This is a genomic window from Desulfomicrobium aestuarii, assembly GCF_055385525.1.
Genome location: NZ_AP042427.1, coordinates 1,283,471 through 1,304,619, shown reverse-complemented (window position 1 = coordinate 1,304,619; position 21,149 = coordinate 1,283,471). Strand labels below are relative to the sequence as shown.

19 protein-coding genes are annotated in these 21,149 nt (G+C 66.1%); 13 read left to right on the top strand and 6 right to left on the bottom strand.

Annotated features, from left to right (window positions below; all coding sequences use genetic code 11):
• Positions 1–110 precede the first annotated feature (110 nt).
• Entirely contained in the window at positions 111–1,562 is a 1,452-nt protein-coding gene (locus ACZ5AC_RS05935) for a GGDEF domain-containing protein (RefSeq protein WP_464250034.1), read from the top strand.
• Between the two features lie 72 nt (positions 1,563–1,634).
• Here ACZ5AC_RS05935 and ACZ5AC_RS05930 read toward each other — a convergent pair whose 3' ends face one another.
• From ACZ5AC_RS05930 to ACZ5AC_RS05920, 3 genes are all read right to left on the bottom strand, one after another.
• A complete protein-coding gene (locus tag ACZ5AC_RS05930) occupies positions 1,635–2,909 on the bottom strand; it encodes a TRAP transporter large permease (protein ID WP_464250033.1) in 1,275 nt (424 codons plus the stop codon).
• A complete protein-coding gene (locus tag ACZ5AC_RS05925) occupies positions 2,909–3,406 on the bottom strand; it encodes a TRAP transporter small permease (RefSeq protein ID WP_464250032.1) in 498 nt (165 codons plus the stop codon). Before ACZ5AC_RS05925 ends, ACZ5AC_RS05930 begins: the two co-directional genes overlap by 1 nt.
• Before the next feature lie 90 nt (positions 3,407–3,496).
• The gene (locus ACZ5AC_RS05920) at positions 3,497–4,552 is read right to left on the bottom strand and encodes a DctP family TRAP transporter solute-binding subunit (protein WP_464250031.1); all 1,056 of its coding nucleotides are present in this window, start codon (positions 4,550–4,552) and stop codon (positions 3,497–3,499) included.
• A 276-nt stretch (positions 4,553–4,828) separates the two neighbouring features.
• Between ACZ5AC_RS05920 and ACZ5AC_RS05915 the strand changes: the two genes are divergently transcribed.
• From ACZ5AC_RS05915 to ldhH, 3 genes are all read left to right on the top strand, one after another.
• Entirely contained in the window at positions 4,829–7,642 is a 2,814-nt protein-coding gene (locus tag ACZ5AC_RS05915) for an FAD-binding and (Fe-S)-binding domain-containing protein (RefSeq protein ID WP_464250030.1), read from the top strand.
• A gap of 205 nt (positions 7,643–7,847) precedes the next feature.
• Positions 7,848–8,480, top strand: a complete 633-nt coding sequence (locus tag ACZ5AC_RS05910; protein WP_464250029.1) for a LutC/YkgG family protein — start codon at positions 7,848–7,850, stop codon at positions 8,478–8,480.
• On the top strand, positions 8,480–10,618 hold the full coding sequence (gene ldhH, locus ACZ5AC_RS05905; RefSeq protein WP_464250028.1) for an L-lactate dehydrogenase (quinone) large subunit LdhH: 2,139 nt from the start codon (positions 8,480–8,482) through the stop codon (positions 10,616–10,618). The genes ACZ5AC_RS05910 and ldhH overlap by 1 nt, the downstream gene beginning before the upstream one ends.
• Before the next feature lie 171 nt (positions 10,619–10,789).
• On the opposite strand, the gene ACZ5AC_RS05900 is transcribed toward ldhH, so the two are convergent.
• A complete protein-coding gene (locus ACZ5AC_RS05900) occupies positions 10,790–11,494 on the bottom strand; it encodes a DUF3047 domain-containing protein (RefSeq protein ID WP_464250027.1) in 705 nt (234 codons plus the stop codon).
• Here ACZ5AC_RS05900 and ACZ5AC_RS05895 point away from each other — a divergent pair.
• Complete coding sequence (locus tag ACZ5AC_RS05895; protein WP_464250026.1) at positions 11,493–13,034, top strand: flagellar hook protein FlgE; 1,542 nt, start codon at positions 11,493–11,495, stop codon at positions 13,032–13,034. The genes ACZ5AC_RS05900 and ACZ5AC_RS05895 overlap by 2 nt on opposite strands.
• Here ACZ5AC_RS05895 and ACZ5AC_RS05890 read toward each other — a convergent pair whose 3' ends face one another.
• Positions 13,035–13,838, bottom strand: a complete 804-nt coding sequence (locus ACZ5AC_RS05890) for a hypothetical protein (protein WP_464250025.1) — start codon at positions 13,836–13,838, stop codon at positions 13,035–13,037.
• A 126-nt stretch (positions 13,839–13,964) separates the two neighbouring features.
• Here ACZ5AC_RS05890 and ACZ5AC_RS05885 point away from each other — a divergent pair, with 126 nt between their 5' ends.
• Genes ACZ5AC_RS05885 through ACZ5AC_RS05875 form a run of 3 tightly spaced genes read left to right on the top strand, consistent with a single transcriptional unit; the run spans position 13,965 to position 16,580 of the window.
• Complete coding sequence (locus ACZ5AC_RS05885) at positions 13,965–14,756, top strand: undecaprenyl-diphosphate phosphatase (RefSeq protein WP_464250024.1); 792 nt, start codon at positions 13,965–13,967, stop codon at positions 14,754–14,756.
• A gap of 4 nt (positions 14,757–14,760) precedes the next feature.
• Positions 14,761–15,375 carry a class IV adenylate cyclase gene (locus tag ACZ5AC_RS05880; protein WP_464250023.1) on the top strand — a complete coding sequence of 205 codons (615 nt, stop codon included), beginning with the start codon at positions 14,761–14,763 and terminating at the stop codon, positions 15,373–15,375.
• Positions 15,369–16,580 carry an aminopeptidase gene (locus ACZ5AC_RS05875; RefSeq protein ID WP_464250022.1) on the top strand — a complete coding sequence of 404 codons (1,212 nt, stop codon included), beginning with the start codon at positions 15,369–15,371 and terminating at the stop codon, positions 16,578–16,580. Before ACZ5AC_RS05880 ends, ACZ5AC_RS05875 begins: the two co-directional genes overlap by 7 nt.
• On the opposite strand, the gene ACZ5AC_RS05870 is transcribed toward ACZ5AC_RS05875, so the two are convergent.
• Positions 16,577–16,927 carry an Hpt domain-containing protein gene (locus ACZ5AC_RS05870; RefSeq protein ID WP_464250021.1) on the bottom strand — a complete coding sequence of 117 codons (351 nt, stop codon included), beginning with the start codon at positions 16,925–16,927 and terminating at the stop codon, positions 16,577–16,579. The genes ACZ5AC_RS05875 and ACZ5AC_RS05870 overlap by 4 nt on opposite strands.
• 197 nt (positions 16,928–17,124) lie before the next feature.
• Here ACZ5AC_RS05870 and ACZ5AC_RS05865 point away from each other — a divergent pair, with 197 nt between their 5' ends.
• The 5 genes from ACZ5AC_RS05865 (at position 17,125) to ACZ5AC_RS05845 (ending at position 21,149) form a co-directional block, all read left to right on the top strand.
• Positions 17,125–17,634, top strand: coding sequence for a metal-dependent transcriptional regulator (locus tag ACZ5AC_RS05865; protein ID WP_464250020.1), 510 nt, complete (start codon positions 17,125–17,127; stop codon positions 17,632–17,634).
• 177 nt (positions 17,635–17,811) lie between these two features.
• Positions 17,812–18,036, top strand: a complete 225-nt coding sequence (locus tag ACZ5AC_RS05860) for a FeoA family protein (protein WP_464250600.1) — start codon at positions 17,812–17,814, stop codon at positions 18,034–18,036.
• Positions 18,029–20,194, top strand: a complete 2,166-nt coding sequence (gene feoB, locus ACZ5AC_RS05855; RefSeq protein ID WP_464250019.1) for a ferrous iron transport protein B — start codon at positions 18,029–18,031, stop codon at positions 20,192–20,194. The genes ACZ5AC_RS05860 and feoB overlap by 8 nt, the downstream gene beginning before the upstream one ends.
• Positions 20,194–20,448: a FeoA family protein gene (locus ACZ5AC_RS05850; protein WP_464250018.1), complete on the top strand. Its 255-nt coding sequence runs from the start codon at positions 20,194–20,196 to the stop codon at positions 20,446–20,448. The genes feoB and ACZ5AC_RS05850 overlap by 1 nt, the downstream gene beginning before the upstream one ends.
• Positions 20,445–21,149 (top strand): TIGR04283 family arsenosugar biosynthesis glycosyltransferase, encoded by a 705-nt coding sequence (locus tag ACZ5AC_RS05845; RefSeq protein WP_464250017.1) that lies wholly within the window; start codon positions 20,445–20,447, stop codon positions 21,147–21,149. Before ACZ5AC_RS05850 ends, ACZ5AC_RS05845 begins: the two co-directional genes overlap by 4 nt.

Below are 21,149 nucleotides of genomic sequence, written 5' to 3'. Positions count from 1 at the left end.
CTTCGCCCCCGCCTGAGGAAAACGCCTGCATCTCGGGCCTCGGCTGCCGCGATGGCAGCAAACTTGCTAATCACGTAAAAAATGTCATTTTTCCGATGTTCGGAGGAATCATGGAAACCCCTAAGCGCCCGACTCTGGGTGTGGCCCTCGCCCCGCAAATCGTTTCAGGTTTGGTGCCGCACCTGCCCGAAACGCACCGTCTGGAAAACCTTTCCGTCGACGGGGCCATTTCGTTCATGGGCGAGGCTACGCATGGCGGGCTGGCCTTCGTGGCCGTCTCCACTTGGAAGGGACTGGACACAGGGACCAGGGAGCGGATCGCGTCCCACGAGTCCTGGCAGTTCCTCCTCGTCGCCGACCAGACCGATCCGGAAACCCTCGAATTCATGGCCTCGGGCTCGTTCCTGACCCTCGTGACCTGCCCCCTGGACGGGGCAAAAATTGCCCGTGCCCTGCACCAGGCGGAAGAAGTATCCAGCATGTATCAGGATATCTTCATGATGGCGCGGGAAATAAGCCTCGAGCGCGAACTCCTGGCCCGCAAGAACGAGCAGTTGGCCTTCCTCAACCAGGTCCTGACCCGGGCCAGTCAAACCCTTGACCCTGCGGTGATCCTCTCGAACAGCGCCGAGGATCTGGGGCTGCTGCTCGACGTGCGATCCGTGTTCGGAGTCTTCTGGAACGCCGCCGAAGGCCAGACCGAGGCGGAACTGTTCCTGCCCGAAAATCTCCCCCAGGCAAGGCAGGAAGACTGGGTCAACCACCTGCTGAGCGTAGCCGGACGGCTGAACAGGGACGCCATCCGCGGCTACCAGGTGTCCTTCCTGAACCCCCGCGACGGCATCGAAGACGAAGCGCCCGAGCTGGACCAGCTGGTCACCCTCCCCTTGAGCGTGGGCCCCGAGCCCTTCGGCGCGCTGATCATCAGTTCGCGGGAGGCGTCGGCCCTCGGCCGGGACCGGCTGCGCATCCTGACCTCGGCCGCCAACCACCTGGCCCTGGCCATGCGCAACAGCCTGGAATTCCGCAAGACCAAGGCCAGGGCCGACCATGACGGCCTGACGCGCATCTCCAATCGTCACCATTTTGACATGCGTCTGCGCGAGGAAATGAAGCGCCACCAGCGCCATCAGGACGAATTGAGCCTGATGATGATCGACCTGGACTACTTCAAGTCCGTCAACGACACCTACGGCCACCAGGCCGGCGACATGGTGCTCAAAGAGGTCGGCCGCATCCTGCAGAAGACCCTGCGCGAATCCGATTTCCCGGCCCGTTACGGCGGGGAGGAGTTCGTGGTTATCCTGCCCCAGACCAAAGAGGAGCATGCCTGGACCTTGGCCGAACGCCTGCGCGACGTCATCGGGCAGACCGTGTTCCGCGTGCAGCGCAAGCGCTTCCGGGTCACGGCCTCCATCGGCATCGCAGGGGTCAAGCCCGGTGCCCTGGCCAAGCCCGAATCCCTCATCTTCAAGGCCGACCAGGCCCTCTACCTGGCCAAGGCCAGCGGACGGAACATGGTCTGCTGCTCGGCCATCGAGGAGACGTCCGTAGCGCACTGAAAAGGGGCCATGTCCTGAACGACGCGAATGGCCGCGGGCTGAGAGATGCCCGCGGCCATTCGTTTTTCCGCGCTATCTGAGAATCGACGGCAGCCAGGTGGAGATGACCGGAATGTAGGTCACCATCAGCAGGCAGAGGAAGAGCAGGGCGAGAAACGGCAGCACGGACCGGGCAATCTCCGTCAGCGGTTTGCCGGTGATGCCCATGGCCACGAAGAGGTTCAGGCCGAAGGGGAAGGTCAGGAAACCGATCTCGACGTTGACGATCATCATGATGCCCCAGGCCACGGGATCGATGCCGAAATGGGCCAGCATGGGCAGGAAGATGGGCGTGAGGACCAGGATGGAGGTCACGATGTCCATGACGCAGCCGATGAGCAGCAGGAGCACGTTGACCAGAAAGAGAAAGACGTACTTGTTGCCGATATGCGCGCTGATGAACTGGGCGGCCTGGGCCGGCAGCTGCTCGCGCGTCAGCAGCCAGATGAAGGGCATGGCGCAGGCGATGATGAACAGCAGGGCCGAGGACAGCACGGCGCTCTTGACCAGGATGGCCCGGAACTTGGCCCAGGTCAGGGAACGGTAGACAAAGGTCTCGACCAGCAGGGCGTAGACCACGGACACCCCCGCCGCCTCGGTGGGCGTGAAGATGCCCGAGTAGATTCCGCCCAGGACGATGACCGGCATGGCCAGTCCCCACGAGGCGCGGCCGAGGATGCGCATCGTTTCCCCGAAGGAATGCGAGGAAGTCGCACCCCATCCATGACGCCGGGCCATGTAGAGGGCGAAGGCGCCAAGCACCACGACGCGCACCACGCCGGGCACGACCCCGGCCATGAACATGTCGCTGACCGAGGTGTTGCCCACCAGGGAATAGAGGACCATGGGGATGGACGGCGGGATGAGGATGCCCAGTGTGCCGGCGCTGGTGATGAGGCCGATGCTGAACTTCTCATCGTAGCCCGCGCGGATGAGGGCCGGGATCATGATGCTGCCCACGGCGATGACCGTGGCCGGGCTCGACCCCGAGATGGCCGCGAAGAACATGCAGGTCAGGATGCCGGCCAGGGCCAGCCCCCCCCGGAAGCGCCCCACGCAGGCGTTCATGGACTCGACGAGGTAGTGGGCGATGCGCCCCTCGGCCATGATGTTTCCGGCCAGGATGAAGAAGGGGATGGACAGGAGCAAAAAGTTGTCCAGCCCGCGGAAGAGCTGCTGCACCAGGGCCGTATGGGGCACGTTCATGAACAGGGTGACGGCCCCGGCCGTGGTGGCCAGGACCACGATGGCGATGGGCGTGGAGAGCAGGAGCAGGCCGAGGAATACGCAGACGATGAACCAGATCATCAGGCGCCCTCCCCTTCTCCGCCGTCGAAGACGATGCGCGCGTGCTCCCAGGCCTTGAAGCCGAAACGCGCGGCGATGCTCACCCCGAAGACGGGGATGGGCAGGTAGGCCACCCACATTGGCAGGCCGAGGGAGGCCATGGTCATGCCGTAGCGGGCCAGCAGCGCGGTCTGCTCCCATCCGAACCAGGCGATCACCAGCATGACGACGGCGCTCAGGATGTTGGCCAGGGCGCGAAGGCCCGCCGCGACACGCCTGGGGGCGTACTGGGTCACGGCCTCCATGGAGAAATGCGCCCCGTGTTTCACGGCCAAGCCGGCGCCGGCAAAGGTGGCGAAGACCACGAGGTAGCGGCTGCCCTCGTCGAACCAGTCGAAGGTCAGTCCGAGAAAATAGCGGGTCAGGACCTGGATGGTCGTGCCCACTGCCAGGAGCAGGAGCAGGCCACCCACGGCCAGCTCTTCCAGGTTGCCGAGAATGTTCAGGAACTTCTTCATGTCTCTCTCAAAAAAGGCAGGGCCCGCAGGCCCCGCTTCGTTGTCACCATGTGCGGCCCCGGCACCGGGTCCAGGACCGTCAGGAAAAGCCTATTTGCCGTATTCGCTCACCTTGGCCACGATCATGTCGTAGTAGCGCTTGCCCGCCCACTTCCCGAACTTGGGGTCGTTCGGGATGGTGCCGGCCTGCTGGGCGAACTTCTCGTGCACGGGCAGGACAGCGTCGTGAAAGGCCTGGCGCTCCTCCGGCGTCAGTTCGGCGATGGTCGCCCCGAACTTGTCCTTGGCCAGCTGTTCGAGTTCCGCGCGCATCTTCGTGTTCTCGGAGCGGTTGATGTCCTCGGCGATCCTGGCCGCGTCGACGAAGATCTTCTGCTGCTCGGGGGTCAGGCTTTCCCAGACCGGCAGGCTGACCATCTTGTACAGGCAGGTCAGGGAGTGGGAGGAGCGCGTGAGGAACTTGGCCACTTCCGTGAACTTCATCATGACCGAGGTCGGGATGGGGTTCTCCTGCATGTCCACGGCGCCCTGCTGCAGGGCCGTGTACAGTTCGGGGAAGGGGATGCCGACGGGGTTGGCGCCGAGAGCCCGGAAGCTGTCCAGAAAGACGGGCGAGTCCATGACGCGCACGCGCACGCCCTTCATCTGCTCAGGCGAGGTGATGGTCCGGTCGCGCACGCCGAAGTCGCGCATCTCGTTCTCGGCGTAGCCGATGGGCATGAGCCCCATCTGCGGCATGAGGGCGTCCATGACGGTCTTGAACTCCTCGTCGGCCAGGACCTTGTAGGCCACCTCCTTGCTCGGGAAGAGGAAGAAGAGGTCCAGCAGTCCCACCTGCGGGATGAGGTTGGACATGACCGCCGTGGTGCAGTCCATCATGTCCAGGGTGCCGAACTGGACCTGCTCCAGCATGGAGCGCTCGTTGCCGAGCTGGCCCAGGGGGAAGACCTCGATCTTGATCTCGCCCTTCGTCTCCTTCTCGACGTGCTCGGCGAAGGCCAGTGCCGCGCGATGCATGGGGAAGGGCTTGTTGTCGATCTGGGTCGGCGCGATGTGGCCGAACTTGAGGACGCGCGCTGCCTGGGCCGAGGCGGCGCAGAAGATGGCCATGACCAGGGCCAGGGTCACAATTCCTTTCGCTTTCATTCGGTTCTCCTGCGGAGCCGTGCCGGACGACTTCGCCACAAGCAGCATAACTCCATGTTTTTATTGATTATATTAAAAAAAAGACCGTATACGAAGCATAAACAATTATCGATCGTCACGTCTCTTGGCAACCATTTTCTGACCAGTGGTCACTTCTTCGGGACGGTGGACAATGCGGCGCATTGACTTCGAAACGACGGGAACCTAGTGATTCAGACCTTCCAGCAAACCCGCCCCGGCTCGGCATTTCCGGGGCTTCGACCACACGGAGCGTCCATGTTGCCACCAGATCTCCGCACCGGGCTGGCGCGCATCCTGCCCCCCGACCGCGTACACCTCGATGCGGTGCGCACCCGCGTGTTCGCCCTGGACGCGAGCATCTACCAGCCCCGGGCCAAGGCCGTCGTGGACATCGAGAGCGAAGCCGAGGTCCTGGCCCTGTTCGGGCTGCTGAGCGATCACGGCGCGGGCGTGACCTTCCGCGGCGCGGGCACGAGCCTCAACGGCCAGGCCGCGGGCGAGGACATCGTGGCGCGCATCCGCGGCCCGCAGTGGAGAACGCACGAGGTACTGGACGATGGACGCTTCATCCGCCTGGGCTGCGGGCTGACGGGCGGCGAGGCCGACGCGCTGCTGGCGCCCTTCGGGCGGCGCATCGGCCCGGACCCGGCATCGGCCGCGGCCGCGACCATCGGCGGCATCGTCGCCAACAACGCGGCGGGCATGTGCTGCACCGTGGACCAGAACACCTTCGCCACCATGCGCTCCCTGCGCGTCATCCTGGCCGACGGCGCGGTTCTCGACACGGGCGACGCGGCCGGCGTGGCGGCCTTCCGCGCCAGCCATTCCCACGTTCTGGAGCGCCTCACGGCCCTGCGCGGGCGCATCATGGCCGACCCGCAGCTCACGGCGCGCATACGACGCAAATACTCCATCAAGAACACCACGGGTTACGCCATAAACGCCCTGACCGAGTTCGAGGACCCCGTCGACATCCTGGCCCATCTGATGATCGGCTCCGAGGGGACGCTCGGCTTCGTCAGCGCCGTGACCCTGGAGACGGTGCCTGTCTTCCCCCTGCGGGCCACGGCCCTGACGGTCTTCCCGGACCTCGACGCCGCGGCCCGGGCGGTCATGGCCCTGCGCAGCGGCTGCCCGGTGCAGGCAGCCGAACTGCTGGACCGCACCTCCATCCGCGCCGTGGAGAACCTGCCAGCCGCCCCGCCCCTGCTGCGCGAACTTTCGGACTCGGCCTGCGCCGTGCTCATGGAGACCCGCGCGGCAGACCCGGAAACCCTGCGACGCAACACCGGGGAGATCCTCGCCGCCCTGGAGGGCATCGAACAGGTCGCCCCGGCGCGCTTCACCTCGGACGCAGCCGAATGCGAAAGGCTGTGGGCCGTGCGTCGCGGCCTCTTTTCGGCCGTGAGCAGCTTCCGGGCCGCCGACGAGTTCGTCATCACCGAGGACATCAACATCCCCGTGGAACGTCTGGCCGAGGGCTGCGCTGCCTTCCGGCGCCTCTTCGCCCGCCACGGCTACGACGCGGGCGTCATGGGGCACGCCTTCCACGGCAACTTCCACTTCACCCTGCCCACGCGCATCAGCGACCCCCGCGAACTGGAGCGTCTGCACGGCTTTCTGGACGACCTGGCCGAAATCGTCACCCGCGACTTCGACGGCTCCCTCAAGGCCGAGCACGGCACGGGACGGGCCATCGCGCCCTACGTGCGTCTGGAGTGGGGCGACACGGTCTACGAGGTCATGCGCGAGATCAAGGCCCTGCTGGACCCGTACGGCGTCCTCAACCCCGGCGTCATGTTCGACGAGGACCCGAACGCCCACCTGCGCGGCCTCAAGCTCCCCCTGACCAGCCACCCGCGCATCGACATGTGCGTGGACTGCGGTTTCTGCGAACCCGTCTGCCCTTCGCGGCACATCGCCTTCACCCCGCGCCAGCGCATCGCGGCCTGGAGGGAAATCACAAGGCTGGAGCAGGAAGGGCTTTGCGACGAAGCGAGGAAATGGCGCTCCGCCTTCACCGAACTGGGCGAATCGACCTGCGCCACGGACGGTCTGTGCACCACGCGCTGTCCGCTGGCCATCGACGTGGCCTCATTCATCCGCGACCTGCGCCACGACGCCCTGACGCCCATGGCCCGTACCGTCGCCAACGCCGCGGCCGCCCATTTCGCAGGCGCGACGGCCCTGGCCCGGAACGTCCTCGGCGCAGCCGACCTGGCGCACCTGGCCCTGGGGGCCGAAAAGCTCGAAGCCGTGAGCCACTTCATGACCCGGCTGAGTGGGCAACGCCTGCCCGTCTGGACTCCGGGCCTGCCCAGGAGGGCGGCGCACACCGCGCGGCGGGGACCCGCCGCCTCGCACGGGGAGACCGTCGTCTATCTGCCGTCCTGCGCCACGCGCACCATGGGCGACACGCGCCGCGATCCAGACGAGGGTCTGATCGACGTCACGGTGCGCCTGCTGGAGCGGGCCGGCTTCGCCGTGCGCATCCCCGACGGCGTCGAGGGCCTGTGTTGCGGCAAGGCCTTCGAAACCAAGGGGCTGTATACCCAGGCCGAAATGAAGCTCCGCGAACTGGAACGGACCCTGCGCGCCGCTTCGGACAATGGCCGACACCCCGTCCTGTGCGACACGAGCCCATGCCTGGCGCGGATGAAGAAGGAGATTCGGGGCCTGTCGCTGTTCGAGCCCGTCGAGTTCGCCCGCGCCTTCCTGCTGCCCCGACTGCCCTTTCAGCCGGTGGACCGGCGCATCGCTCTGCACCCGACCTGCTCCACCCGCCTCATGGGCCTGGCCGACGCATTCCAGGAACTGGCCCGCGGCCTGGCCGCGGAGATCGTTCTCCCGCAGGGCATCCTGTGCTGCGGCTTCGCCGGGGACAAGGGCTTCCACCGCCCGGAACTGAACGCCTCGGCCTTGGCCGGCCTGGCCGAGCAGGTCCGGGACTGCAGCGAAGGCTACTCGACCTCGCGCACCTGCGAGATCGGCCTGGCCGTGCACGGCGGCATCCCCTACCGCAACATCCTGTACCTGCTGGAGGAATGCTCCCGTCAGCCCAGCTCCTGACGCGCCTTCGGGTTCGGCTTCGGCTTCGTCCGCCGCGCATTTCTGCGCCATTCCCCCCAGGACGATTGGGGGAAATCCCCCAACCCCTCCCTGTCCCGCCATCATTTCAACACCCAACCAGCTGAAAACACGGCGCTCTTGCGCCTGTTTCATCTGGCACGCATCCTGCCTATGGAACGGCAAACGAAATCACCCAGGAGGATGTATGGGACCAACCCCAGAGGTTTTGGAAAAATTCAGAAAGAAAGCGGAACTCGTCTCGGCCATCGTCTCGGAAGTCGATTCCATGGCCCAGGCCATCGCCTATACCGTCGACCTTTGCTCCCAGAAGGAAGCATGCCAGCTGCTCATGAGCGGGTGCGAGGAATCCCTCTCGGACAAGGGCAGGGACCTGTGTGAACTCAAGGAGTTCGGCAAGATCATCGCCGCCCCGGCCCTGAACGACGCCGACATGGCCGAACTGGTCAAGCAGGCCGCCAGCCGCGAGATTTCCGTCATCAAGGACGGCATGCGCAGCCACCTGGCCGGCATCGACATCGGCTTCACCGTGGCCGACTACGGCATCGGCGAGACCGGCAGCCTGGTCATCGACTCCTCCAGCGAGGAGCTGCGCCTGGCGACCATGGTCAGCGAGATCCACGTCGCGGTCATCCCCAAGTCCCGCATCCGGGCCACGACCGAGGACCTCTACGACGAACTCAAGGGCTTCCAGAGCCGCAAGCCCAACTACCTGGCCTTCGTCACCGGCGCGAGCCGCACGGCCGACATCGAACGCGTTCTGGCCCTGGGCGTGCACGGGCCCCTGGAACTGCACATCCTGATTCTGGAGGACAAATAATGCAGACGGCCAAAACACTTTCCGATTACAACAAGGAGCTGCGCGAGGCTCTGGACAACACCTTCCTGCGCGGCGCCATGGAAAAGTTCGCCACGGCCTACCCCGTCGGCCGGGCCAACGCCTTCCGTGAATACGACGTGGCCGCCCTCATCGACGAGGTCGCCAAGGTCAAGGACGCCGGCATCTCCCGCCTGAACGAGCTCTACGCCGAGTTCAAGGCCAAGGCCGAGGCCAACGGCATCAAGGTGCACTGGGCCAAGGACGGCGACGAGGCCAACGAGATCGTGGCCCGCATCGCCAAGGACAACGCCTGCAAGAAGATCGTCAAGTCCAAGTCCATGACGGCCGAGGAGACCCTCCTCAACCACCGCCTGGAGAAGGACAACCTCGAAGTCATCGAGACGGACCTCGGCGAGTGGATCATCCAGCTGCGCAGCGAAGGCCCGAGCCACATGGTCATGCCGGCCATCCACCTGTCCCGCTACCAGGTGGCCGAACTCTTCTCCCAGGTCACCAAGCAGGACCAGTCCACGGACATCCAGCGTCTGGTCAAGGTCGCCCGCCGCGAGCTGCGCCGCCAGTACGCCGAAGCCGACATGGGCATCAGCGGCGCCAACTTCGCCATCGCCGAGACCGGCACCATCGGCCTGATGACCAACGAGGGCAACGCCCGCCTGGTCACCACCCTGCCCCGCGTGCACGTCGCCATCGCCGGCATCGACAAGCTCTGCGGCTCCCTGAACGACGCCCTGAAGATCCTGCGCGTGGTGCCCAAGAACGCCACGGGCCAGGCCATCACCTCCTACGTGACCTGGATCAGCGGCGCCAACGAGTGCCAGACCGCTCCCGGCGGCAAGAAGGAGATGCACATCATCTTCCTCGACAACGGCCGAAGCGAAATGGCCAAAGACCCGCTCTTCGCCCAGGTCCTGCGCTGCGTGCGCTGCGGCGCCTGCGCCAACGTCTGCCCGGTCTACCGCATGGTCGGCGGCCACCAGATGGGCCACATCTACATCGGCGCCATCGGCCTCATCCTGACCTACTTCTTCCACGGCAAGGAGAAGGCCCGCAACCTGGTCCAGAACTGCATCAACTGCGAGGCCTGCAAGCACATCTGCGCCGCGGGCATCGACCTGCCCAGGCTCATCAAGGAACTCCACGCCCGCATCCTCGACGAGGAAGGCCACCCGCTGCCGTCCCTGCTGCTCGGCAAGCTGATGAAGAACCGCAAGCTCTTCCACACCTTCCTGCGCACGGCCAAGATGGCCCAGCGCCCGCTGACGGGCGGCACGCAGTACATCCGGCACCTGCCCCACATCTTCTCCAAGGACCACGGGTTCAAGGCCCTGCCGGCCATCGCGGCCAAGCCCTTCCGCGACCGCTTCGAGGCCATCAAGCCGCGAGTGACCGCGCCCAAGTACCGCGTCGCCCTGTTCTCGGGCTGCGTGCAGGACTTCGTCTACCCCGAGCAGCTCGAAGCGGCCGTCAAGGTCCTGGGCGCCCACGGCGTCGAGATCGACTTCCCCATGGAACAGTCATGCTGCGGCCTGCCCCTGCAGATGATGGGCGAGAAGAAGGCCGGCATCGACGTGGCCAGGCAGAACATCGAAGCCATGGCCGGCAGCTACGACTACGTCATCACCCTGTGCGCCTCCTGCGCCTCGCACCTCAAGCACAACTACCCGTTCCTGCTGGGCGAGAACGACGCGCAGGCCAAGGCCTTCGCCGCCAAGGTCATCCCCTTCTCGGCCTTCATGACCGACGTGCTCGGCGTGACCGACGAGAAGTTCACCCAGACCCACCAGCGCGCCACCATGCACGCCCCCTGCCACCTCTGCCGCGGCCTGGGCGTGGTGGAACAGCCGCGCAAGCTGCTGGCCCTGGGCGGCTACGAGTACGCCCAGGCCGAACAGGAGCAGGTCTGCTGCGGCTTCGGCGGCACCTATTCCGCCAAGTTCCCGGGCGTGTCCGAGCAGATCCTCAAGAACAAGCTGGCCGACGCGGCCCGCACCGCGGCCGAGGTCCTGGTGACCGAATGCCCGGGCTGCATCATGCAGCTCAGAGGCGGCGCGGAAGTGAACAAGTCCGGCTTCGCCGTGCGGCACATCGCCGAAGTGCTGGCCGACCACCTCAAATAAAAAAACGGGCCGGTGAAAGCCGGCCCGCATTTTTCTCTCCTTGCGCGCCGGGAGCCTCAATTGCGAGGGGCTCCCGGCATTTTTCGCTTCAAGGGACGATCGGATGTTCGAAGAGGCGCGCCGCTCCGACAAAGTCGATTTCGTCCCTTGCGCCGCTTGCGCCATTCCTCCTCAGTCGGCCGAAAACCGGGGCTGCCCGTACCAGGCCCGGGCGCTCTGGCCCGAGTTGTCGGTGTCGGTCATGATGGCCACCGCGTCGATCTCGTTGATGTCCTCTCCGAAAGCCCGCTTCCAGTCCTCCCGGATGTTGCGCTTTTCCGCGACCAGCTCGCCCGGGCGGTCCGAGCCGCCGCGCACCGCGATCATGTGGGCGTTGGCGGTGAAGGCGTTGGGCCACATGGCGCCCTGCCCTTCGGTGCTCGACCAGACGTAGGACAGGGCCTTGGTCCGCCAGAAGGCCACGCCGCCATTGGCCACGACGTAAATGCGGGCCGGGTAGTCGTCGCCGGACTTTTCCCGCTCGTTCACGCCCTCAAGCACGTTGCCGACCTTCCATGACCAGTTCAGCCACGGCGTGAGGCGCAGATCGACGCGTCCCTCGTGGTACAGCCCCGAAGCCGTGCCCCTGCTCTCCGCCATGAGCAGACCCTCGTCCGGCAGCGGCGTGTAGACCGTGCGTCCCGAGAAGACCTTCTCCTTCCAGCCGGGATGACCGTGCGCGGTCAGATCGGGCAGGCTCCCGGCCCACAGCGCCGTCACGCAGCACAGCAGCAGGCAGGCCGTCAGCCGGGCTGGAACCTTTCCTGCAACCTGTCCTGCGCGCGGGAAAAAAATGCCGCGTCGACCACGATTTCCCTCAGCCGCGGAGGCGCCCATGAGTATCTCCTCGTCCATTTATATCGGCAGCACCGGCATGATCGCCCATCAGGAGCAGATGTCCGTCATCTCCGACAACATCGCCAACATGAACACCGTGGGGTTCAAGTCGTCGAGGATGCTCTTCAGCACCCTTATCAGCGAGCAGCTCCCTGCGTCCACCGTAGGCAACCAGATCGGCCAGGGCGTGGGCATCAGCTCCATCCACCGCGACATGACCGTCGGGGCCCTGGAGCCGACCAACGCGGCCACGGACCTGTCCATTGCCGGCCAGGGTTTCTTCATCGTTTCACCGGACACCACGGACTCCGTCTACTACACACGGGCCGGAGGCTTCCGCTTCGACAAGGACGGGTACCTGCGCGACCCGCAGGGCAATGTCCTGCAAGGCTACCGGCTGCCCGTCGGAGACCCGGACGACGCCGAACTGAACCTTCCCCCCGCCGCGTCGGCCCGCCTCCAGGATATCGTTCTTTCCACCAATGCAGGCGGCATGGCCGTGTCCGAGCCCGAGGCGACCACCGAAATCCAGATGATCATCAATCTGAACTCGGGATCACCGGAACGCAGCACCGCTGTCGACAGCCCCTTCACCGCGCTCTTCGACAAGTGGGACCCGACCGGGGAGGAGCCCCTGGCCTCCAGTTCCTACGCCTACGGGTCGCAGCTCAAGATCTACGACGCAGCGGGACAGGCCCACGAACTGAGCGTCTACTTCGACCCGGTCAACGACATCTCGGGCGACACCAACGGCGCACGGGTCTGGGAATACGTCGTGGCCATCCCTCCGGGCGAGGACGCATCGGCCCTGTCCGCCAAGAAAGGCATCGTCATGACCGGCACCATGACCTTCACCCCTGCGGGCGAACTCTTGGGCATGACCGCCTTCTCGGGGACTTCCGACGACAAGAGCACCTGGACGCCCGTGGCCTTCGACGAAAACGGTTTTCCCGTCTTCACGGCCACGGTGAACGGGGCGGCGCCAATCAGCAGTTCCGTCAATTTCGGCCTGCGCTCGTCGGGGGGCTGGAGCCTGCCCGCCGGCGTGGCAAACCTGGACGACCTCGGCACGGACATCGCCAACCTGCCGAACATGCTCGACCCCGACCGCCAGGTCCTGGGCATGACCAACTTCAGCGCCGGATCGAGCACCCTGTCGCAAGCCCAGAACGGGTACTCGCGCGGCATCCTGCAGAGCGTGTCCGTGGACGCGGGCGGAACGATGATCGGCAACTTCTCCAACGGGCAGATCCAGGCCCTCTACAAGATCCCCCTGGCCGACTTCATCAACCCCCAGGGTCTCTACCGCGAAGGCGGGAACCTCTTCTCGGCCACCAGGGACTCCGGCGGGGTGATCCTGGGCTGGCCCACCGAAGCCCGCCTGGGCGAGGTCGTCTCCAGTTCCCTGGAGAACTCCAACGTCGACCTGGCCACGGAATTCGTGCACATGATCATGACGCAGAAGGGATTCGACGCGAACAGCAAGGTCATCACCACCAGCGACCAGGTCGTGCAGACGGCCCTGCAGATGAAGAAGTAGTCATACGAAGGCTTCGCCCCTGGCCACCAGGTCCACGGGCCCGTGTATCCAGGCCCGGCGGACGAGGCCGGATTCTTCGAGGCGGACGCCGATGGAGTTGCCGCTGGGCTGCAGCACCTTTAGGTCGGTAGGAAAATTTTGCCCTCTCCCCAGCCACAGGGCCAGGGCCAGGCTGCCGGAGCCGCACCCTGTCTCGAAATGGGTCGAGGCGGTGGAACGGACCCAGACCACGGGCTTGATGGCGCAGGACGGGTTCGCCCGGTACCAGATGCAGCCCACGGCCTCGGCCTTCACGTCGAACCGGGCCCGAAGTCCCTCGGCGGCGTCTGCGAAATCGCCGGGAAAGGGGTGCCGCCCCTCGTCGAGGCAGATGTGGGCGATGCCGGGCAGACGCACCAGCCCGAGGCCCGGCCCGAGTTCGCGCACCCCCATGCCGGGCTCTCCGGGCAACGGCATCTGCGCCCAGCACTCGCCACCCTCCACGCGCAGGCCCACCGGCGCTTCGGCCCCGGACACCGAAAGCTCGCCGCGCAAGCCGCCCTCGTGGGGCAGCAGCCCCGACCCCTCTCGCGCCATCACCGCGGCCGCGGCCCGGCACGCGTTGCCGCAGAACTCCCCGCCCATCATGTCCAGGCGCACGGGCCGGGCCGCAAGGTCAAGGAAGCCGACCTGCTCGGCCTGTAGGTGCCCCGCACCCATGAGGACCCGCGACACGGCCGCCCTGTCCCCCGCAGGCACGGGGTCGAGGATCAGGATGGTGGGGTTGCCTCCCGGAACGGCCTTGTAGAATCGCAGTGTGCGCACGTCTGCCTCCTTGCGCGGTCGAAAAGCCTGCCTTAGTCCATGAACACCCGTCGGGCAAGGCGCTCTTGACCCCCACCGCCCCGCGCGCGTAGGAGGTTCTTTTTTCACGTTCCAGCCCCACACCGCATGACAACATACCTAAACGCCATCATCCTGGGCATCGTCGAAGGCCTGACCGAATTTTTGCCCGTGTCCTCCACCGGCCACCTGATCATCGCGGGACACCTGCTCGGGTTCACGGGCCCCAAGGCGGAAACCTTCGAGATCGTCATCCAGCTCGGCGCCATCCTGGCCGTGGTGGCCATGTACCTGCCGACCTTCTGGGGCCTGGTGCGGCCCACGGGGCGGGCCTTCGGTGGCGTGCGCGGGCTGTGGCTGCTGTTCCTGACATCCCTGCCCGCGTCTCTGCTGGGCCTCTTCGCCCACTCGGCCATCAAGGAGCATCTCTTCTCGCCCGTGACAGTGGCCTTCGCCCTCATCATCGGCGCCCTGGGCATCCTGCTGGTCGAACGGCTCAAGATCAGAAAAAACGTCGGCGACCTGGACGAGATGACCCCGGCCCTGGCCCTGGGCGTCGGCTGCTTCCAGTGCCTGGCCCTGTGGCCCGGCTTCTCGCGTTCGGCCGCAACCATCATGGGCGGCATGATCCTTGGCGTGGACCGGCGGGTGGCGGCCGAGTACTCCTTCATCGTCGCCGTTCCCCTCATGTTCGCGGCCACGGGCTACGACCTGCTCAAGAGCTGGCGGATCTTTGCCCCAGACGATTTCCTCGTTCTGGCCGTGGGCTTCGCCGTATCCTTCGTTTCGGCCTGGGCCGCGGTCAAGGTCTTCATCGCCCTGCTCTCCCGCCTGACCCTGCGGCCCTTCGCCTGGTACCGCCTGGCCCTGGCCCCGGTCGTGCTCTGGATCTTCTGGTGAGGCCATGACCATCGAGCACGAAGCCAAATTTTCCCTGACCGGCTGCCAGGACCTCGAAGAACGGCTCCGCGCCCTCGGCAGCCTGCGCACGCCTTGGCACTTCGAGTCCAACACGGTCTACGACCGCGGAGGGGAGCTCGCGTCCACGGGACGCCTTTTGCGCCTTCGGCGCGCGCTGGTCACGACCCTGACCTTCAAGGAGCCCGCTGCCGGCGCGGACGCGCCCGGGGTCAAGAGCCGCCTGGAGCGGGAATGCCGGGTCGACGATGCCGGAAGCATGGACCTCATCCTGCGCGGCCTGGGATACACGGCGAGCCTCACCTACGAAAAATTTCGCGCCGAGTGGGATGTGGCCGGCACCGCCGTGTGCCTGGACATCCTGCCCTTCGGCCACTTCGCGGAGATCGAAGGGGCGCCGGAGGCCATCCCGGAACTGGCCGGCCGCCTGGGCCTGGACATGGCTGCGGCCCTGGCCGTCAGCTACCACAGGCTGCACCGTGAGTGGCGAAGCGCGCAGGGGCTCCCCCCGGCCGGGAGCTTCGCCTTCGAACCCGCGGAACGAGAACGATTGAACACCCTGCTGGGCTGCGAGGCCCGGACCGGAGGAAATACATGCTAAGCGACATCCAGCTCGAAAAATACGCCAAAGTTTTGTTCTGGGGCATGCAGAAGGCCCGCGTAACCCCCTTTGCCCCCGGCGACATCGTCCTCATCCGCACGGACTTGCAGGCTCTGGCACTGGCCGAGAAGATGCAGGCCCTGGTCCTGGCGAAGGGCCTCAACCCCGTGGTGCGCATGAACCTGCCGAGCACCCTGGAAAAGGGCTTCTTCACCGGGGCAGGACAGGACCAGCTGTCCTTCGTCGTGCCCGGCGACCGCGAACTCTTCGAACGCCTGGGCGGCCTCGTCTCGCTGCTGGCCCCGGATTCCATCACGCACCTGAAGGACACCCCGCCGGCCAAGATCGCCAGCTTCTCCCTGGCCCGCAAATACCTGCGCGACATCCTGGACCGGCGGGAGGCCATGCGCGAGTTCGGCTGGACCCTGTGCCTCATGCCCACCGCGGCCCTGGCCGAAAACTCCGGCCTGTCCCTGGGCGACTACGCCGCCCAGATCATCCGCGCCGCCTACCTCGACGACGCCGACCCCGTGGAGGCCTGGGAGGGCATCTTCCGCCAGGCCGAAGGCGTCAAGGCATGGCTCAACGGCATGGATGTCGAGTACTACCACGTGCAGTCGGCCTCTACGGACCTCCGGGTCTACCCCGGCGAATCTCGACGCTGGATCGGCGTGTCCGGCCACAATATCCCGAGCTTCGAGCTGTTCATGTCCCCGGATCACCGCCTGACCGAGGGCGTCTATCATGCGGATCAGCCCTCCTACCGCAGCGGCAACCTCGTCAGCGGCGTGACCCTGGAGTTTTCGGAAGGCAAGGCCCGCGTGGCCGGGGCCGAACAGGGCGAGGCGTTCGTGCGGTCCCAGCTGGAGATGGACCCCGGCGCCTGCCAGCTGGGCGAATTCTCCCTCACGGACAAGCGCTTCTCGCGCATCGACGCCTTCATGGCCCATACCCTCTTCGACGAGAACTTCGGCGGCGAGCACGGCAACTGCCACGTGGCCGTGGGCGCGTCCTACGCGGACACCTATGCGGGGGACCCGGCCGAACTGACCGAGGAGAGAAAAAAGGAACTGGGCTTCAACGACTCGGCCCTGCACTGGGACCTCGTCAACACCGAGCCCAAAAAAGTGACCGCCTTCCTGCGCGACGGCACGAAGACGGTCATCTATGAAGACGGCATGTTCGCCATGCCGCAGGCAGACTAGGAACCGCCGCAGAAATCGCGCATGGCCTCCAGGGTCTGGCCGCAGACGCGGTCCAGATCCCGGCGGAGCCGATCCACGTCATCCCAGGCCCCGGCCTTGGCGGCCCGCTCGGTTTCGGCCGCGATCTCGCAGAGCCGGGACGCGCCCACCGTGGCCGAAGCGCCCTTGAGGGAGTGGGCCGTGCGCTCCACGCCGTAGAGGTCCCGTTCCGCGGCGCATGCGTCCATCTTTTCGAGCTTCTTGGGAGCGTCGCTGACGAAAAGCTGGAACAGGCTGGCCAGCAGTTCCCGGTCCCCGGACATGCGTTCCAGGGTCTCTTCCATGGACAGAAGCGGTGCATTCGTCACGTCTGCTCTCCTCGTGCGGCTGAGTGTATCCGACGCCAGTCACGTACTTTTTTTTCACGATCCTGAAAAGCGCTTTTCCTCCCCGAACCGGCATGACCGGCTTTTCGCCATCCCGCGCGCCTCTTGCCACTTCACAATCTTGCCTATAGACTTATCTAACTTTTTCCCGAGCACAACGCCAACAGGACGACGACACCATGGACCACATGTCCTCCAATCTGGAAGACTATCTCGAAGTCATATTTTCCCTGGAATCAGCGCATTCCGAGGCCCGCGCCAAGGATATCGCCGACGCCATGGGCGTGCAGCGCGCCTCCGTGACCAACGCCCTGCAGAAACTCTCCCAGCGCGGCCTCATCAACTACCAGCCCTACAGTTCGGTGACGCTCACTCCCGAGGGTTTCCGCACGGCCACGCGCATCGTTCACCGCCACAAGGTGCTCTTCGACTTCCTGCACACGTTCCTGCAGATCCGTCCCGAGGTGGCCGAGGACACGGCCTGCAAGCTGGAACACCACATCGACGACGAGAGCCTCGAGACCCTGACCCGGTTCGCACGCTTCATCATGACCTGCCCGCGCACGGGCAAGGACTGGCTGGAAAACTTCACCAGGACCTGCAGCGAGCGGGGCACCTGCACCAACTGCGCGGAATGCATCCGCTCCTGCCTGGAACGGCAGGACGACAAGTGCTCCAAGTCGTCCTGACGGACGGATAGCGCGACAGGCGCCGACCGGCCGGAAAAGGCCGGCGGCATGCGGCCTCGCTCCGGCGGCCTCTTCCCTTGACAAATTAGACGTCCTAAATATTCTTCCCCGGCGTGAATCCGGTCGGCCATGCAGCTTCAAGGAGAACTCGTGTCAACCATCGTCAACTTGCGACAAATGCGCGTGGATCAGCGCGGTATCATCAAGACCGTCGCCGCCCAGGGCGAACTCGGCCGCCGCATCCGGGACATGGGTCTCGTCCCCGGGACCGAGGTCACCGTCATCGGACGCGCCCCTCTGAAGGACCCCGTAGCCCTGCGCCTCAAGGGTTTCACGCTGACCCTGCGCAACAGCGAGGCGGACTTCATCACCGTCGAACTCCCGGAAGACGACCTTGTCTGAAGCCATCGCCACCATCGCCCTTGCCGGCAACCCCAACGCCGGCAAGACCACGCTCTTCAACGCCCTGACGGGGTCCAGGCAGCACGTCGGCAACTATCCCGGCATCACCGTGGAGAAGAAGGAAGGTTTCGTGGACATGCCCTCGGGCGCGGTCCGCGTCATCGACCTGCCCGGCACCTACTCCATGACGGCCTACTCCCAGGAAGAGCTCGTGGCCCGCGACTTCCTCGTCAAGGAACGTCCCCAGGGCATCATCAACGTCATCGACGCCACCAGCCTGGAGCGCAACCTGTACCTGACCGTGCAGTTCCTGGAGCTGGGCATCCCGGTGACCCTGGCCCTGAACATGGTCGACGCCCTTGAGTCCAAGGGCATCCGCATCGACTCGGACCGCCTGGCCGACCTCATGCGCCTGCCCGTGGTCCGCACCGTGGCCCGGAGCGGCCTGGGCGTGCGCGAGGCCCTGCAGGCCGCCCTGACGCATCCCCGGAAATCCTGGGAGCCGCTGTTCATCTCCTACGGCCCGGACCTGGACCCGGTGCTCGGGGAAATGACGAAACTGATCTCTTGCGCGGGCTTTCTGGCGGACACGTACCCGCCGCGCTGGCTGGCCCTCAAGTTCCTGGAAAACGACCTGGTCGTGCGCCAGCTCTTCGAGGCCGACTACGAGCTGCACCGTCGCATGCGCGACATGGCCGACGAGGTGGCCCGCCACTGCGAGAAGACCCTCAAGACCCAGCCCGAATTTCTCATCGCCGACTATCGCTACGGCTACATCTCCTCCATCCTGCGCCAGGGCGTGCTGACCGTCATGCCCGACCTGCAGGGCCGGGCCGACCTCTCGGACAAGATCGACGCCGTGCTGACTCACCAGGTGGCCGGGCCGGCAATCATGCTCGCCATCCTCTACGGCCTGTTCAGCGTGACATTCACGCTGGGCGAGATCCCCATGGGATGGGTCGAGACCGCCTTCGCATGGCTGGCCGAACTGGCCGGGAAGATGCCGCCCGGCCTGACGCGCTCCCTGATCATCGACGGCATCATCGCCGGCGTGGGCGGGGTGCTCGGCTTCGTGCCCCTCATCCTCATCATGTTTCTCGGCATCACCTTCCTGGAGGATTCGGGCTACATGGCGCGCATGGCCTACATGCTCGACCGCGTCTTCCGCATCTTCGGGCTGCACGGCAGCTCCGTGGTCCCGTTCATCATCTCCGGCGGCATCCCCGGCGGCTGCGCCGTGCCGGGCGTCATGGCGGCGCGCACGCTCAGAAGCCCCAAGGAGAAGCTGGCCACGCTCCTGACCGCGCCCTTCATGGCCTGCGGGGCCAAGGTGCCGGTCTTCATCCTGCTCGCGGCCGCGTTCTTCCCCGAACACGGGGCGCGGGTCATGTTCCTCATCACCCTAGCCGGCTGGGCGGCGGCCCTGGTTGCGGCCAAAATGATGCGCTCCACGATCATCCGAGGCCCGTCGACCCCCTTCGTCATGGAGCTGCCGCCCTACCGCATGCCCACGGCCATGGGCCTCGTGCTGCACACCTGGGAGCGCGGCTGGCAGTACATCAGAAAGGCCGGCACCGTCATCCTGGCCATCGCCGTGCTGATATGGGCCATGATGACCTTCCCCGGGCTGCCCCATGAGATGGCCGCGCCCTACGAGGCCGAAATGGCCGGCATCCAGGAGCAGCTACAGGCCGAAACCGGCGAGGCGGCCCGCGGCGAACTCGAGGCCTCCCTCGCGGCCCTGGAGCTGCGCCTCAAGGAAGAGGCCCTGACCCATTCCCTGGCCGGCCGCCTGGGCCAGGCCATCGAGCCCGTCACGGCCTGGGCCGGCTTCGACTGGCGCACCAACATCGCCCTGCTGGGCGGCATCGCGGCCAAGGAGGTCATCGTCTCCACCCTGGCCACGGCCCACGCCCTGAGCGACGCCGAGAACACCGACTTCGCCGCCCGCATCGCCTCCGCACCGGGGTGGAACACCAGCGTGGCCGTGAGCCTCATGATCTTCGTGCTCCTCTACTCGCCGTGCTTCGTCACCGTGGTGGCCATCGCCCGCGAGGCGTCATGGGGCTGGGCGGCCTTCAGCGTCGTCTTCAACACGGCCTTCGCCTTTGCCCTGGCCACGGCGACCTATCAACTCGGCATGAGCATGGGGTGGTGATGTTCTTCTGCAAAGCCAAGGACACGGCCGGAGGGGTACGGACCCTGAACGACCTCAAGGACGGCGAGAAGGCCGTGGTGCGCTGCCTTTCCCGTTCCCAGGGCTGCCACCTGAGCAAGCTCACGGCCATGGGCATCACCCCGGGCACCGAGATCGAGATGCTTTCCAACTCCGGCGGCCCGCTCCTGGTCCTGGTCCGCTCCAGCCGGCTCTGCCTCTGCCGCAGCCTCGGGCAGGCCGTCGTCGTGGAATGAAGATCTCCGTCGTCATTCCGGTCTTCAGGGAAGAGGCGATCGCCGCGCTGCTGGCCGACCTCCTGGCCAGACCGGATGCCGGCGCGCTCGAAGTCATCGTGGTCGACGGCGCTCCCGGACAGGACACCCTGGGCCGCATCCCCGCGCAGCTGGCCGCAGACCCGCGCCTGACCCTCCTGGCCTCCCCGCCCGGCCGGGGCGTGCAGCAGAACGCCGGGGCAGGGGCCGCACGCGGGGACATTCTTCTCTTCCTCCACGCCGACACACGCCTCCCGGACAACGCCTTTTCTCTCGTACGCCAGTGTCTGGCCGACCCGGCGCCGGCCGGCGGGGCCTTCAGCCTGGGCTACGCCGAAGCCTCCCCGGGCCTGACGTTCATCGCGGCCGCGGCCAACGCGCGCTCCAACTTTACGCGCGTGCCCTACGGCGACCAGGCCGTCTTCGTGCGGCGCGAGGTCTTCCAACAGCTCGGCGGATTCCGCCCCCTTCCCCTGATGGAGGACCTGGAGTTCATGACCCGGCTGCGCCGCCGGGGGCACACAATCCGCATCCTGGCATTCCCCGTGCGCACCTCCGGCCGCAGGCAGCTGCGCGAAGGCCTCGTGCGCTGCACCCTGCGCAACCTTTTCCTGCGTCTGCTGTACCACCTCGGCGTCCCGGCCGGACGCCTGGCCGGCCTGTACCGCAGGCACGGAGGCTAG

Coding starts and splice junctions, on each gene's coding strand:
- ACZ5AC_RS05935 (WP_464250034.1), top strand. CDS start 111: ATGGAAACCCCTAAGCGCCCGACTCTGGGTGTGGCCCTCGCCCCGCAA.
- ACZ5AC_RS05930 (WP_464250033.1), bottom strand. CDS start 2,909: ATGATCTGGTTCATCGTCTGCGTATTCCTCGGCCTGCTCCTGCTCTCC.
- ACZ5AC_RS05925 (WP_464250032.1), bottom strand. CDS start 3,406: ATGAAGAAGTTCCTGAACATTCTCGGCAACCTGGAAGAGCTGGCCGTG.
- ACZ5AC_RS05920 (WP_464250031.1), bottom strand. CDS start 4,552: ATGAAAGCGAAAGGAATTGTGACCCTGGCCCTGGTCATGGCCATCTTC.
- ACZ5AC_RS05915 (WP_464250030.1), top strand. CDS start 4,829: ATGTTGCCACCAGATCTCCGCACCGGGCTGGCGCGCATCCTGCCCCCC.
- ACZ5AC_RS05910 (WP_464250029.1), top strand. CDS start 7,848: ATGGGACCAACCCCAGAGGTTTTGGAAAAATTCAGAAAGAAAGCGGAA.
- ldhH (WP_464250028.1), top strand. CDS start 8,480: ATGCAGACGGCCAAAACACTTTCCGATTACAACAAGGAGCTGCGCGAG.
- ACZ5AC_RS05895 (WP_464250026.1), top strand. CDS start 11,493: ATGAGTATCTCCTCGTCCATTTATATCGGCAGCACCGGCATGATCGCC.
- ACZ5AC_RS05900 (WP_464250027.1), bottom strand. CDS start 11,494: ATGGGCGCCTCCGCGGCTGAGGGAAATCGTGGTCGACGCGGCATTTTT.
- ACZ5AC_RS05885 (WP_464250024.1), top strand. CDS start 13,965: ATGACAACATACCTAAACGCCATCATCCTGGGCATCGTCGAAGGCCTG.
- ACZ5AC_RS05880 (WP_464250023.1), top strand. CDS start 14,761: ATGACCATCGAGCACGAAGCCAAATTTTCCCTGACCGGCTGCCAGGAC.
- ACZ5AC_RS05875 (WP_464250022.1), top strand. CDS start 15,369: ATGCTAAGCGACATCCAGCTCGAAAAATACGCCAAAGTTTTGTTCTGG.
- ACZ5AC_RS05865 (WP_464250020.1), top strand. CDS start 17,125: ATGGACCACATGTCCTCCAATCTGGAAGACTATCTCGAAGTCATATTT.
- ACZ5AC_RS05860 (WP_464250600.1), top strand. CDS start 17,812: ATGCGCGTGGATCAGCGCGGTATCATCAAGACCGTCGCCGCCCAGGGC.
- ACZ5AC_RS05850 (WP_464250018.1), top strand. CDS start 20,194: ATGTTCTTCTGCAAAGCCAAGGACACGGCCGGAGGGGTACGGACCCTG.
- ACZ5AC_RS05845 (WP_464250017.1), top strand. CDS start 20,445: ATGAAGATCTCCGTCGTCATTCCGGTCTTCAGGGAAGAGGCGATCGCC.